Below are 13,455 nucleotides of genomic sequence, written 5' to 3' on the forward strand. Positions count from 1 at the left end.
GAAACAGGGGCTGTGCCTGAGCTGCGGGCTGCGGCTGAAACTGGGGCTGTGCCTGAGCTGCGGGCTGCGGCTGAAACTGGGGCTGTGCCTGAGCTGCGGGCTGCGGCTGAAACTGAGGCTGTGCCTGAGCTGTGGGCTGCGGCTGAAACTGGGGCTGTGCCTGAGCTGCGGGCTGCGGCTGAATCTCCGCCATAGTCGTTGATAATGCCTGAACTTCGCTCTGGAATGTTTCAGGGCGATTAAGCTGCATACCCACATCTTTGAGTAATGACATTGTGCTGGCCGTCGGGCTGGCTCCGGTTGTTAAGGACGCTAAATGAACAGGGTCAGGAGCCTTACTCGTGGCAGACGTATTGAGGATCTGAGAGGGCTGGTCTGGAGAGGTATTGTTACCCAGCGAAGCATTGTTGTTGGCAAGCTGTTGCACAATAGTCCATTGTTCATGATTCACTTCTTTATTCTGTTTCGTAAAATCAACAAAACGTATTGATTTCATACGTGTTTTCTCACGAAAATTTTGCAGATCTTCATACTGGTCCATACTTGCTCTCACATTGTTCAAAAGTTTTCTATCAACAAGCCATATGCCAACAAAACTGTGAGCTACAATAATCGTATTATTAACTTCATGATAAATATGGTTTTCATGACTAGCTCAGAAAGGTAAGAACGTTTTTGATATATACTATACGGGAAATATTCTCGCGTTGAATCATATTATTTTTCAACCCGAGAGACTATGATTTTAAACGCAATTAAGTATTTTTTAGCCATATATAACCACATCGTTATTGTGGTTTTATTTCATTCTGTTCAGCAGGCTACTTTCACCTGTGGCCAGATGTCGTTATTCAGTAAGTTTGACGGGCAATACACCCAAACGACTGCATTCTATCCTGTTCTGCCTGAAGCGTTTTACTGAGGGTGATACATTATTTAACAATGATAGCTAAATTTTCTGCTTTTTCTAAAATTAAAGATTTTTTGATATTTATAATATTTACATTTAGTTATGCAATAAATATCTCTAAAACTCATGATTTATCATGTTGTATTGTCGTTCGTGTTAGAAAATAGAGCGTTATCATTAAATAATACTTAAAATACAATTTTAAAATTACCCTGGAATGAAAGTTCCACTCTTAGGGCGTGAGTTTTCAATTCTAGCTATTCCATGAACCTGTCCCGATAAGTTCAAATATATTCTCGCTTAGTTGATTGAATTATATGGTTTGTATGGTGTGTCTGATGACTAAGACTCTGCATAAATGGTTCTTTGAGCCCTTTTAGTTGATTATTGTTTTTATATATCAGATATCTGAAGGTAATAATTTATTCCTTTCACTGTATGAGTTATGTTGCAAGTGTAAATTTTTTTTATTTAAAATCACATCATTTGCCATTCCAGTTAATTGTTTTAATGCTCTTTGTGATAATTGTCACATCAATGGAATAAAATATTCCATATTGTTACAAAATGTATACATTGATGGATATTCCTATGAAAATTAATCTGGACCAGATGGTGACGGAGAGCCGTAATTCGATAAGTGAGCAGATAGATACTCTGCCAACATTAGAAATGCTCACTATCATCAATGATGAAGATCAAAAGGTTGCTCAGGCAGTCAAAGCGACTTTGCCACAACTGGCTGTGCTTGTAGAAAAAGTGGCTGAGGCTTTTTCTCAAGGTGGAAGGCTTATCTATTGTGGGGCGGGTACCTCAGGTCGTTTAGGTATTCTTGATGCAAGTGAGTGCCCGCCAACTTATGGCACCCCTCATGAGCAAGTGATTGGGTTAATTGCTGGTGGTCACCAGGCAATTTTTAAACCCATTGAAAATGCAGAAGATAACAGGGATATGGGGGAGCAAGATCTTCGTAATATTCATTTCAACCGTCGTGATGTTTTAGTCGGCATTGCAGCGAGCGGACGCACACCTTATGTCCTCGGGGCGATAGCTTATGCCAAAAGTTTAGGGGCATTGGCTGCGGCGATTTCCTGTAATCCCGGAAGTGAAATCGGGCTGGCCGCTGATATTGCTATTGAGCCATTAGTGGGGCCGGAAGTCGTGACGGGGTCATCAAGAATGAAAGCCGGAACCGCTCAGAAGTTAGTACTCAATATGATAACCACGGGAGCGATGATTCGCAGTGGCAAGGTATACGGTAATTTGATGGTCGATGTCGAGGCAACCAATGCCAAATTGGTTCAGCGTCAGGTCAATATTGTGGTTGAAGCAACCGGATGCAGCCATGAAGAAGCGGAAAGCGCGCTCAACGACTGTCAGCGACATTGTAAAACGGCCATTCTAATGGTGTTAAGTGGTTTGTCGGCGAGTCAAGCCAGTGCATTACTGGCTGAACATCGAGGATTTATTCGCAACGCATTGCAGGGGATAAACAGATAATTATGGCAAAAATTACCGATTCGATGATCGAACAGATTCTGCAGCTTACCGGCGGTCGTAATAATATTTTGGTTTGTGGCAACTGTATGACTCGTTTACGCCTGACCTTAAAAGACCGGGACCTCGTTCAGAACGATGAATTAAAGAAAATCCCCGGTGTTATGGGCGTGGTCAATGGGGATACGCAGTTACAGATTATCCTTGGTCCGGGTAAGGCACAAACAGCCAGTGATATGATGAATGCGTTGCTGAAATCTGACGCGCAGGAAACCTCTGATTCGGCAGATAACGCAGACCTGCGTGCGCTGGCCAGCCAGAATAAAAAACAGATGAAGGCAAAGCAGAATAGCGCTGTACATAACTTTCTGACTAAATTTGCCACTATCTTTACGCCTCTGATCCCGGGATTCATTGCAGCAGGTTTATTATTGGGGATAGCGACATTATTACAGCAAACGCTGATTGTTGAAGGTGTCACTCCGGCAGTCTGGCTGACCCAGCTGATAGCTTATATGAAAGTGTTCAGTATCGGGCTATTCACATTCTTAAGCATTCTGATCGGTTTTAATACCCAGAAAGCTTTTGGTGGAACTGGCGTTAACGGCGCGATTATTGCCTCGTTATTTATTCTGCGTTACGTCCCGGAAGGAACTGTCGGCTATTACGCAGGTATGGATACTTTCTTTGGATTGGCGATAGATCCGCGCGGTAACATTATCGGTGTTTTACTGGCCTGTATGCTGGGGGCCTGGGTTGAGCGTCAAGTACGACGTATCATTCCGGATAATCTGGATATGATCCTGACCTCAACCATTTCATTACTTATCACCGGAGCCATTACTTTTGTCGCTATCATGCCGATTGGCGTCGAGCTGTTTAAAGGAATGTCATGGTTATTTTTACATTTAAACGGCAACCCGTTTGGAACGGCGATTCTGGCGGGATTATTCCTTATTGCGGTGGTATTCGGTATTCATCAGGGCTTTGTACCGGTTTATTTTGCACTGATGGATGCTCAGGGTTTTAACTCCCTGTTTCCTATTCTGGCGATGGCTGGTGCCGGACAGGTGGGCGCTGCACTGGCGTTATTTGCTCGTTCATCACGCGGTTCAGTACTGAGAACTCAAATTAAAGGGGCTATTATTCCTGGATTTTTAGGTATTGGCGAACCACTGATTTACGGTGTCACGCTCCCGCGTCTTAAGCCATTTATTACCGCTTGTCTTGGGGGTGCCGTGGGCGGATTTTTTGTAGGGCTCGTTGCCTGGCTTGGTTTACCTGTAGGCCTCAATACCGTATTTGGTCCATCAGGACTGGTGGCAATTCCGTTAATGACATCAGGCCAGGGTATTTTTGCCGGTATGGCGGTTTATATTGCCGGTATCCTTATTTCTTATCTGGCAGGTTTTATTATGACCTGGTTCTTTGGCAGTAAAAATGTTGATTTAAGTTAGTGACAAGCACGTATCCTGTTCTGTTATTCAGAACAGGATACGTGGGCTTTCGACTAAGCTTAAGCGTGTACTTTTGATGCCACTAATATTGCTGTCAGGAGCATCAGCGTACCGGACAAAATCAGCGGTGCCAGTAATCCCAAACTATCGAGAGCCAATCCCCCGACAGCAGCCCCACAGGTATTCGCTAACTGAATAACAGCTACCTGTATAGAACCTGCTTTTTCCGCCTGATCGGAGAGGGAACGGGTTATCCAGGTTGACCAGCCTACGGGGATAATCGCAAAACAGAAGCCCCAAATAATGGCCACAGCACTGGCTATCCGCGCATCACTTCCCCACAGAATTAATGATAATGCGCTCAGAGCGAGAATAAAGGGGGCCACCATTAAGACGTGTTTTAGCGAACGTTTTAAGAAGACAGAGGAGAGTGATGTTCCCACAAAGCTTGCGATACCAAAACTTAACAACACTAATGTTAAACCGCTGACATCGAATCCGGCCAGGGTCATATAAATTGGTCGAATGTAGGTAAAGAAGGAGAATTGCCCGGCAAAAGCCATAAAGATAGCCAGCATACCGGCTATTACGCCCGGGCGTTTGAGCAGACCAAACATATTTTGCTTCTGCTGCATATTGGTACCCGGAAGTGAGGGAAGAACCTGCCAAATCCAGATAATACAGACAACCCCCATCAGCGCTGCACCATTAAATACATTACGCCAGCCAATGATGCTCCCCAAAAAACTCCCCAGGGGAGCGGCAATGACCAGGGCGATAGAGACCGCGCCGAAAATAACCGAAAGAGCCTTAGGGACAGTACGCGCCGGAACAAGACGTAAAGTGAGAGAAGCCGACATCGCCCAGAAGCCACCCAGTGCAAGACCCAGACAGGCGCGCCCCAGCAGCAGTAGCATAAAGTTATTAGAGAATGATACCAGTACGCAGGAAAGCGTGAGTAGCACGGCGAAGAGTAATACCACATGGCGCCGATCGCTGGTGCCGATAACATGCGTCACGAACAAACTGCTAAACATGGCGACAAATGCTGTGACAGTCACTGTCTGACCGGCAAGCCCTTCAGAAATCCCTAAATCGATAGCCATTGGCGTCAACAGACTGACGGGCAGAAACTCAATAGTGATGAGGCAGGCGACGCAAAAGGCGATAGCGAAAACGGCCGACCAGTTTGGTCGGGTAACGGCATCATTTGTAGGAGGGCGATGCAATGCATTATCCATTTTTATATCCCGATCTGCGAGTTTAGAAAACCGAGCAGTCTATCATTGTACTCCACAAGGGTTTAACTTTTTTAGCGGTTTCAGGTAACAGGGGCGGCTGACAGCACGAATATACGCGTTAAAAAATGAATTTGCATGCTGGAGAGATTTTGGAACCAAGTTTTATTCTGCACAGTAAATCTTCCCCTGCTAAAAATAAGTAAAGTTTTCTGGGCGGTAGCCGATGATCCGGCATCTTTCTCGGGGAATCAAATATCATGTTAAACCGTATGAAAATTGTTAAAAAAATACTCATAGTACTTGGGTTGTTTGGTTTGCTACAGATTGCCTGTGGCGGGCTGTTCTTTAATGCGTTGAAACAAGAGAAAGATAATCTCCATGTACTGAAAACGCTTCGGGAGAAGCAAGAATCCCTGAATGAAAGCTGGATTGCATTACTGAGTACCCGGAATACTTTAAACCGGGCGGGCTCAAGCTATGTGATGCTGCAAAGTCAGATGGATAACAGTATGGCTAACAGAAAGGCCGCTGATGATTTGACCTTGATGGCTGCTCACTCCCTGGATATTGCGGCAAAGGAATGGCAAAACTATGAATCCACTCTTACTGCTCAAGATAATGACGCGGACAGTAAATTAATCAGACAAAAATATGATGCTCTTTATGGCGCATTGAATGCCCTGATTAAAATGTTAAAAGAAGGGGATCTGAAGAGTTTCTACGATCAGAACACCCAGAGGTTTCAGGACGACTTCCAGCAACAGTTTAGCCTCTATACCCAGAAACACGCGCAGCAGTACCAGCTTGCTATAGACAATAGTGAAAGTTCCTATCAGATGGCGATTGCTGTACTGGCTGGGGTTCTGATAGGTTCTGTCGTACTGATTCTGTTTGTCTGGGTAGGTATCCGTACTACACTGATTAACCCTCTGAACCATCTTATTGAAAGTATTCGCCACATTGCTGGTGGCGATTTGATGCGTAAAATTAACGTTCATGGTACCAATGAAATGGGGCAGCTCGCTGAAAGTCTGCGTCATATGCAGGGAGAACTGGCGCGCACTGTCGGCGATGTACGTAACAGCGCGAACTCTATCTACAGCGGTGCCAGTGAGATTTCTATTGGTAACAACGACCTTTCTTCTCGTACTGAACAGCAGGCAGCATCACTGGAAGAAACCGCTGCCAGTATGGAACAGCTGACGGCAACAGTTAAGCAGAATGCGGAAAATGCCCGTCAGGCGAGTCAGTTGGCGATCAATGCTTCTGATACCGCTCGTCGTGGTGGGAAGGTGGTAGATAACGTTGTGCAAACGATGAGTGAGATTGCCGGAAGTTCTCAGAAAATCGCCGATATTACCAGCGTAATTGATGGTATTGCCTTCCAGACAAATATCCTGGCATTGAATGCGGCGGTAGAGGCTGCTCGAGCCGGTGAGCAGGGGCGTGGTTTTGCTGTGGTGGCGGGAGAGGTTCGTAATCTTGCTCAGCGCAGCGCTCAGGCGGCGAAAGAGATCAAACTGCTGATCGAAGATTCTGTCAGTCGGGTTGATACTGGTTCGACTCTGGTCGAAAGCGCCGGGGAAACGATGGGTGAAATCGTTAATGCAGTCACCCGCGTAACAGACATTATGGGGGAAATTGCTTCTGCTTCCGATGAGCAGAGCCGTGGTATTGACCAAGTCGGTCTGGCCGTTGCTGAGATGGACAGGGTCACACAACAAAACGCCGCGCTGGTGGAAGAGTCGGCTGCGGCTGCGGCCGCGTTAGAAGAGCAGGCGAGTCATCTGACACAAGCGGTATCGGTATTCCGTATTGCTGCAGACCAGCAACCGCTGCAACGGCAGGACGTTGAAACAAGCCCCGCTGTTCGCGCTCAAGTCACCACGGCACATAAAGCACCAGTAGAGTCGGTCGTCTCTGATGATAATTGGGAAAAATTCTAAGAGAATTATCCCTGCCAGTGCTTCATGAAAGGTATTATTTCCACGGAGAGAAAAAACGTATCCTCCCTTAAACAGGGAGGATACGCGATTACTCAGCAGAGGTTTGTGAGGAGCGGTTTTCCAGTTCGGTTAAACGCTGTTCCAGCAGAGCGAGTTTTTCACGTGTACGCAGTAAGACCTGAGTTTGTACATCAAATTCTTCCCGACTCACCATATCCAGACGTGTCAGTTGTGACTGAATCACCTGACGCACTTTCTTTTCAACATCATCTCCCAGGTCACGTATCCCTTTTGGCATGGACTCATGAACCTGACGAGCAATCTGTTCAATTTTCTTTGGATCAATCATGGCGCTTTCCGTTATCTGAGTAATTGAGCTAATTGTAATGCCAGAATGACAGGGTATAAACCAGAAATGTTATATGTGATGACGTTGCCGGGTTAAATGATTAGCGGTATAGTGGATAGGCTTTATTCTCAGGGCGGGGTGAAAGTCCCCACCGGCGGTAGATCGGTAACTAACATTACTGAAAGCCCGCGAGCGCTTCAGATAATCTCTGAAGGTCAGCAGATCCGGTGTAATTCCGGGGCCGACGGTTATAGTCCGGATGGGAGAGAGTAACGGTATTGTCAGGCCTTGGCCTGTCCGCGTTATTTTTTTAGCTCCTAAGACTGCCCTGATTCTGGTAACCATATATTTAATGAGGTTTTATTACCATGAATCAGACGCTCCTTTCTGCATTTGGCACACCTTTAGAACGTGTCGAGCGAGCACTTGAATCCCTACGTGAAGGCCGCGGTGTTATGGTCCTCGATGACGAGAACCGTGAAAACGAAGGCGACATGATTTTCCCGGCAGAAACCATGACAGTCGAGCAAATGGCTCTGACCATTCGTCATGGCAGCGGCATTGTTTGCCTGTGCCTGACCGAAGAACGTCGTAAACAGCTGGACTTGCCGATGATGGTCGATAACAACACCAGCGCATACGGTACTGGTTTTACCGTCACGATTGAAGCGGCAACGGGTGTCAGCACCGGTGTTTCTGCTGCTGACCGTATCACAACCATCAAGGCGGCAATTGCAGACGACGCTAAACCTTCCGATCTGAACCGTCCCGGACATGTCTTCCCACTGCGCGCCCAGCCTGGTGGCGTATTAACGCGCGGCGGACATACTGAAGCAACGATTGACCTGGTCACTCTGGCCGGTTTCCGTCCTGCTGGCGTATTATGTGAACTGACCAACGATGATGGTTCCATGGCCCATGCCCCAGAGTGTATCGAGTTTGCTCAGAAGCATAATATGGCCGTTGTGACTATCGAAGACTTGGTTGAGTATCGCCAGTTGCATGAACGTAAAGCGAGCTAAGATCTGTTATAGATTTTGAGTTGTTTTAAGTGATAAAACCCGGTGGAGTGATACCGGGTTTTTTTGTATCTGTTATTCTCTGTTTCATCATTGAATTTTTAGTTGTTGTCTGTCGGATATACCAGACAAAGACTGGTTTATTATCAAAATTCCTGAATAACTACATCATGCTTATCCCAGTTATTTCTGCCACAATTAAGCGTAATCTACAGACAGAAAATAATAACCCTCTTTAAGGATTCCATAATGACAAACCAGCGTATGCCTGCGTTATTTCTTGGGCACGGCAGCCCAATGAACGTTCTGGAAGATAATCTGTATACCCGTTGCTGGCATCATTTAGGTGAAATATTACCGCGCCCGAAAGCGATTGTTGTGGTCTCTGCTCACTGGTTCACTCAGGGAACGGGTGTCACGGCAATGGAAAAGCCGAAAACGATTCACGACTTTGGTGGTTTCCCTCAGGCGCTGTATGACACCCATTATCCGGCCCCTGGTTCTCCTGAACTGGCTCAGCGTTTAGTTGAACTACTGGCCCCGACGCCTGTAGCTTTAGATAAAGAAGCTTGGGGTTTTGATCATGGTTCCTGGGGCGTATTGATCAAGATGTATCCTGATGCCGATATTCCTATGGTACAGCTCAGCATAGATAAAACTAAACCTGCCGCATGGCACTTAGAGCTTGGGAAAAAACTGGCAGCATTACGCGATGAAGGGGTGATGATTGTTGCCAGTGGCAACGTCGTTCATAACTTGCGCATGGTTCGCTGGCAGGGCGACAGCCAGCCCTATCCGTGGGCGGAATCTTTTAATGATTATGTGAAAGAAAATCTGACCTGGCAGGGGCCGATCGCTGAGCATCCGTTAGTGAACTATCTGTCCCATGAAGGTGGTTTATTGTCGAACCCGACCCCGGATCACTATCTGCCGTTACTTTATGCTCTTGGAACCTGGGATGGTAAAGAACCGATAACGCTTCCGGTTGACGGTATAGAGATGGGCTCTCTGAGTATGCTGTCGGTACAGATAGGTTAAATACAAAAAAGGGAAAACCAATGCGTTTTCCCTTCCCAGGCCACCTGGTTTATCTATGCTCGTCGTCTGTCTGCACCTTTTTGATTCTGTCGGCGAAGTGCCAGGGCAGGTAAGGTATGAATAATCAGCATTCTTATAATATGGTTTGCCATCACAAATCCAGCGTCGGCTTTTAAGGTCAATGCTGCGAAAGACATTGACTCCACGCTGCCGGGAACCCAGGAAAGTATCAATAAGTAGAATGGATAGTCGAGTAAAACAGACGCAGCAAAAGCGACAAGAAATGTGACTGTGAGACTCAGGGCTATAAGTTGAGTGGATGCCCACAGGTGACGCATAAATTCGGCGATTGAAAACGCGGTGAAATAACACCCAATAAGTATCCCCATTAATCCCATGCTCAGCTGATTCAAGATATCCGGAAAATGTAGCGGTTGAGGCGCCAGAGTATGAAGACATGCTGAAAAAATAAGCGAAGTCATCATAAATGGAGCAGGAAGATGCCAGCGCTCCAACAACTTACCAGAAATAAAGCCAATTACGCCTATGCCTGTCAGCCATAAGGTATTTTGTGTGGAACCAAAATGTGTCCATGATAAGGAAAGACTGGAATGTGTCTCACCACCGACAATCAAGCCTGCAAGCATGGTCAGTGTAATCAGTCGTAAAGCGTGGGAGATAACTATTTTCTGCGGTGGTGTATTGCTATAAGTTGCAAGGGTTAGCACTGCCGCCATTGCTCCCGGCACTGAACCCAGAATAGCTTCGTCTTTGCTCCAACCTAAGCGTCGGATACACCATTGATAATTGGTAATAAATTGCAACAGTAAGCACAAGCATAGCAGGCTGAGTAGCGTAAACAGGCTGCCTGTTTCCCCGAAAGACATTCCGCGAATCATCAGGCCGATAGAGGTACCAAGCGATAGCTGTATAAAGGTAAGACTACCGGGTATGGCACGTATAGAGATCCGCCAGCGTTTGAGTACGATCACCATGATGAGAGCACCGAACATCATACCCAAAGGTACGCCGCACAGGGTTAAAAAAACGCCAGCCAGTAGACACAGCAGAAAGCCGCCTATAAATTTCATGCTACTCTCCCACACAGGCCATTTTTGAATACGTATCGTGCCAGCGACTTTCCACCGCCAGCCTGGCCTGGCTATGAAGCACATCAATATTTCCTACCGCATAATATTCGCCGATCGTCAATTGACCAATGCATTTTATTCCAGGTACAACAATGCCTTCCGTATTCAGGAGACAGAGGGAATCAGAGCAAATCTTAAGGCCGCCAAAGGGGTGGGCGGCAGCAATACCTTGCTGCATGAGGCGATGCACGAGAGGGTAGTTTTCTGGTGAACTACTGATACCACTGGCATTAATCACTTTATCAACCAGAACTGATACGCTTCCTGGGATCGATATTTTGAATCCCTTAGCCTGCGGCTTAATAACGATATTCCCATGGAGATGTTCCAGTTGCCCACAGGCAAAGAGTTCCTCAACTTTCTGCGCATTAGGAGAGGCAATCGGGATACGTAACTGCTGCCAGCGTGCTTGCCAGCGCAGGATAAATCGTTGTTTTTGCTGCTCGTTAAGCTGTCGCCAGGCATAGCTTATATTGTTATTCAGTGCTAACAGGATACTCATTGCCGTTATGCCCGGATCTGAATGTTGTATGAATTGGCTTAGTGAGCAATTATTAGCAGCGAACTCTTGGCGCAGTAATCGGAATAATTGCGCAATGGTGATTTTTCCATATGTCGCGGAGAGCCGCTTAATTTCCATTTGGGTAAAAACTTGCGGAATGATATTTTGGTAGCCGCTAACCTTGCGCGGCAGCATCCCCTTACGTGAGATAAAGTAAATTTTCCGGCATCGGGAGGCAAGCGCAATTGCAGCATCATGAGCAGACAAGCGACTGCCGATAATTGCGACACTCTCATTATTATTAATTTCTATGCGGTTAACTGGCCAGACCGTGTCGTAATAACCTGCCTGGTTTATCAGACCGTAAGGGTCATGACAGGTCGTTGTACCAAGACATAAAAAGCATCGGTTATAATGTCCATTACCCCCCTCTCCGGTCACTATTTGAAATAGTTGATCCTGGGGGAGCAGGTCGACAACCCGCTGTGGCACAATTCTAAGCCTAATGCCACGTTGTGCTGCTAATTGCTGACATTGACGTAATTGATAACATAGAAACTGACCGAAGTGCGATCGAGGAATAAACGCATCCAGTGCAAGAGGTTTGCTTGATATCGTCTTTTCAAGCCAGACGCCGAAGTCACCTTGCTCGCGAAAATACATGGTATTAACAGGGCGATTAAGTAAGTTGGTCCTGACATCTTCGGCGAATGCTGTCCCCACCGCCAGTTTTTCTGGAGTATCGAATAACGTTATGCTGATGTGCTTTGAATCAGGCTGGTCCAATAGTTGTGCCAAAACTGAAATGCCAGTAAATCCCCCTCCGATGATAGCGTAGCTTTTCATTTCTCAGCACCCCATGACCAATGTGTATGGGCTGCTAACCAGAAGGCCAGTTCGTTCAGGCGATCGTTGATTTCATTGCTGTTGCATCCTTCAACAACGGCACTCACTATTTCACCATTAGTCAATTTCATCGGATCGTAGCGTTTGCCCACGATACCCGTTACACAATACTTAAGGACAAAGGGAAAAGGGCAGGTTTGTGGAATGGCTGTGAGTATACCGCGCCTGGGTGGAACATTAAGCTGCCCGACCTGTTTGACAGGAACGCGCTGTAAGAGGCTTTGCGGATATTTGTCGTTCAGGCAAGCATTAAGCCAAGTCATTCGGGGATCAATGCCAAAGGCTGCACCTAATTCTTCATTCACGAAGCACCCCCCGAGCCGGCAAGCTAACTCACCAAAAATAATATTACTTTGTCTGTCAACGAAGACTTCCAGATGGAGTAATGCGTTTTCTTCCGTTGGGAAGACCACTTCAGCTAAATGTTGCGCGTATGCAATAAGTTTCTTATGCAGGATATTATCGTCTTCCATCACGAGCCCCAGTGTGGAACCCGACAAAAAGTCCAGGCAGGATACTGTCGCGCGAGATGCAGATACAAAAACAGGTTTGCCACGTAAGTAAAGACTGTTTATCTGAAAGGCCTCACCCTCAATGAATTTTTCAATCAAGAGGTTGTGAAAATGTAGCGGTGTGAGTTGTGACAGATAATGGCTCAACGCCTCGTCATTTTTCACTACTACTACGCCCTGTGAACCTCTTCCATCGTTAGGTTTTATGACACATGGATAACCATGCTCTGTAATAAAAATAGCCATCTCTGTAGCGCTGTTGACGCGCGCCATGGCAGGAATAGCAAATTGATGACTTTGTACTCGTGACTTCATCAAAAATTTGTCCCGGAAAAACATTGCTGAGTGAGCCCGTCCCTGAGTTAATCCCAATCGATCGCTTATACGTGCGGCTCTCAGTACATCTATTTCTGCCAGGAAATGAACCCCGGTAGCACCATTATTTCGACCAAAGTGGTACAAATCGAGTTCCACTAATGGGTTATCGTTGAAATTATCATAAAAGCGTAAATTAATATCAGCACCCAGATGCTGGTTAATTTCATTTTTCTGGCTGGCACAGGTTGCAATGACCAGCGCTGTTTTTTGCTGCAATGAGAGCCATTCTTTTTTTGTATGCTGAAGAATAATTTTAGGGGGACATAATAATATATTCATGCAGACTCCTGTTCGCTATCTGAGGTAATAACGAAAACATCTCAATGAAATATACTTTCATACAATGAATTAAGATAAAATAAGTTATTTATATCGCGCTGGGTTAATGGCGTTTTTTATAAAACCTGCAAGAATGTTACTCTTTAAATATATAAGGAATTATTCTTAAATATGAATTTTATATTTTCATGTCAAGTCGATGATATGTAATATAGCAATGACATCCCATTCTGATATTTTTTTGGAACCTACGGCTATATCTATTTATTG

General features: G+C 45.9%; 11 protein-coding genes and 1 riboswitch. Of the genes, 5 read left to right on the top strand and 6 right to left on the bottom strand.

Going from position 1 to position 13,455, the window contains the following annotated elements; translation table 11 throughout:
* Positions 1-496 (bottom strand): hypothetical protein (locus Q1A40_RS20700; RefSeq protein ID WP_300004795.1); only part of this gene is annotated, 496 nt, incomplete at its 3' end.
* 1,005 nt (positions 497-1,501) lie between these two features.
* On the opposite strand from Q1A40_RS20700, the gene murQ reads away from it, so the two are divergent.
* Together murQ and murP are read left to right on the top strand one after the other, a co-directional pair.
* Positions 1,502-2,410, top strand: a complete 909-nt coding sequence (gene murQ, locus Q1A40_RS20705; RefSeq protein ID WP_300004797.1) for an N-acetylmuramic acid 6-phosphate etherase — start codon at positions 1,502-1,504, stop codon at positions 2,408-2,410.
* A gap of 2 nt (positions 2,411-2,412) precedes the next feature.
* Positions 2,413-3,864 (top strand): PTS N-acetylmuramic acid transporter subunit IIBC, encoded by a 1,452-nt coding sequence (gene murP / locus Q1A40_RS20710; RefSeq protein ID WP_300004799.1) that lies wholly within the window; start codon positions 2,413-2,415, stop codon positions 3,862-3,864.
* A 59-nt stretch (positions 3,865-3,923) separates the two neighbouring features.
* Here murP and nepI read toward each other — a convergent pair whose 3' ends face one another.
* The gene (gene nepI, locus Q1A40_RS20715) at positions 3,924-5,105 is read right to left on the bottom strand and encodes a purine ribonucleoside efflux pump NepI (RefSeq protein WP_300004800.1); all 1,182 of its coding nucleotides are present in this window, start codon (positions 5,103-5,105) and stop codon (positions 3,924-3,926) included.
* Between the two features lie 257 nt (positions 5,106-5,362).
* On the opposite strand from nepI, the gene Q1A40_RS20720 reads away from it, so the two are divergent.
* Entirely contained in the window at positions 5,363-7,051 is a 1,689-nt protein-coding gene (locus Q1A40_RS20720) for a methyl-accepting chemotaxis protein (RefSeq protein WP_300004801.1), read from the top strand.
* Positions 7,052-7,139: 88 nt separating this feature from the next.
* On the opposite strand, the gene Q1A40_RS20725 is transcribed toward Q1A40_RS20720, so the two are convergent.
* Positions 7,140-7,400: an accessory factor UbiK family protein gene (locus Q1A40_RS20725; protein WP_300004802.1), complete on the bottom strand. Its 261-nt coding sequence runs from the start codon at positions 7,398-7,400 to the stop codon at positions 7,140-7,142.
* Positions 7,401-7,520: 120 nt separating this feature from the next.
* A riboswitch (FMN riboswitch) is annotated at positions 7,521-7,675 on the top strand.
* A gap of 93 nt (positions 7,676-7,768) precedes the next feature.
* On the opposite strand from Q1A40_RS20725, the gene ribB reads away from it, so the two are divergent.
* Together ribB and ygiD are read left to right on the top strand one after the other, a co-directional pair.
* Entirely contained in the window at positions 7,769-8,422 is a 654-nt protein-coding gene (ribB, locus tag Q1A40_RS20730; protein WP_300004803.1) for a 3,4-dihydroxy-2-butanone-4-phosphate synthase, read from the top strand.
* Positions 8,423-8,668: 246 nt separating this feature from the next.
* Positions 8,669-9,457 carry a 4,5-DOPA dioxygenase extradiol gene (gene ygiD, locus Q1A40_RS20735; RefSeq protein ID WP_300004805.1) on the top strand — a complete coding sequence of 263 codons (789 nt, stop codon included), beginning with the start codon at positions 8,669-8,671 and terminating at the stop codon, positions 9,455-9,457.
* A 53-nt stretch (positions 9,458-9,510) separates the two neighbouring features.
* Here ygiD and Q1A40_RS20740 read toward each other — a convergent pair whose 3' ends face one another.
* Genes Q1A40_RS20740 through Q1A40_RS20750 form a run of 3 tightly spaced genes read right to left on the bottom strand, consistent with a single transcriptional unit; the run spans position 9,511 to position 13,185 of the window.
* Entirely contained in the window at positions 9,511-10,548 is a 1,038-nt protein-coding gene (locus tag Q1A40_RS20740; protein WP_300004807.1) for an AbrB family transcriptional regulator, read from the bottom strand.
* Between the two features lies 1 nt (position 10,549).
* Positions 10,550-11,956: an FAD/NAD(P)-binding protein gene (locus tag Q1A40_RS20745; RefSeq protein ID WP_300004809.1), complete on the bottom strand. Its 1,407-nt coding sequence runs from the start codon at positions 11,954-11,956 to the stop codon at positions 10,550-10,552.
* Positions 11,953-13,185, bottom strand: coding sequence for an ATP-grasp domain-containing protein (locus Q1A40_RS20750; protein WP_300004811.1), 1,233 nt, complete (start codon positions 13,183-13,185; stop codon positions 11,953-11,955). The genes Q1A40_RS20745 and Q1A40_RS20750 overlap by 4 nt, the downstream gene beginning before the upstream one ends.
* Positions 13,186-13,455 lie beyond the last annotated feature (270 nt).

The organism is uncultured Cedecea sp. (assembly GCF_947498825.1).
Classification (GTDB): Bacteria; Pseudomonadota; Gammaproteobacteria; order Enterobacterales; family Enterobacteriaceae; genus JGM124.

Excerpts from the sequence above, each read along its gene's own strand:
- murQ (WP_300004797.1), top strand. The coding sequence starts at position 1,502 with ATGAAAATTAATCTGGACCAGATGGTGACGGAGAGCCGTAATTCGATA.
- Q1A40_RS20745 (WP_300004809.1), bottom strand. The coding sequence starts at position 11,956 with ATGAAAAGCTACGCTATCATCGGAGGGGGATTTACTGGCATTTCAGTT.
- Q1A40_RS20750 (WP_300004811.1), bottom strand. The coding sequence starts at position 13,185 with ATGAATATATTATTATGTCCCCCTAAAATTATTCTTCAGCATACAAAA.
- nepI (WP_300004800.1), bottom strand. The coding sequence starts at position 5,105 with ATGGATAATGCATTGCATCGCCCTCCTACAAATGATGCCGTTACCCGA.
- Q1A40_RS20740 (WP_300004807.1), bottom strand. The coding sequence starts at position 10,548 with ATGAAATTTATAGGCGGCTTTCTGCTGTGTCTACTGGCTGGCGTTTTT.
- ygiD (WP_300004805.1), top strand. The coding sequence starts at position 8,669 with ATGACAAACCAGCGTATGCCTGCGTTATTTCTTGGGCACGGCAGCCCA.
- ribB (WP_300004803.1), top strand. The coding sequence starts at position 7,769 with ATGAATCAGACGCTCCTTTCTGCATTTGGCACACCTTTAGAACGTGTC.
- Q1A40_RS20725 (WP_300004802.1), bottom strand. The coding sequence starts at position 7,400 with ATGATTGATCCAAAGAAAATTGAACAGATTGCTCGTCAGGTTCATGAG.
- Q1A40_RS20720 (WP_300004801.1), top strand. The coding sequence starts at position 5,363 with ATGTTAAACCGTATGAAAATTGTTAAAAAAATACTCATAGTACTTGGG.
- murP (WP_300004799.1), top strand. The coding sequence starts at position 2,413 with ATGGCAAAAATTACCGATTCGATGATCGAACAGATTCTGCAGCTTACC.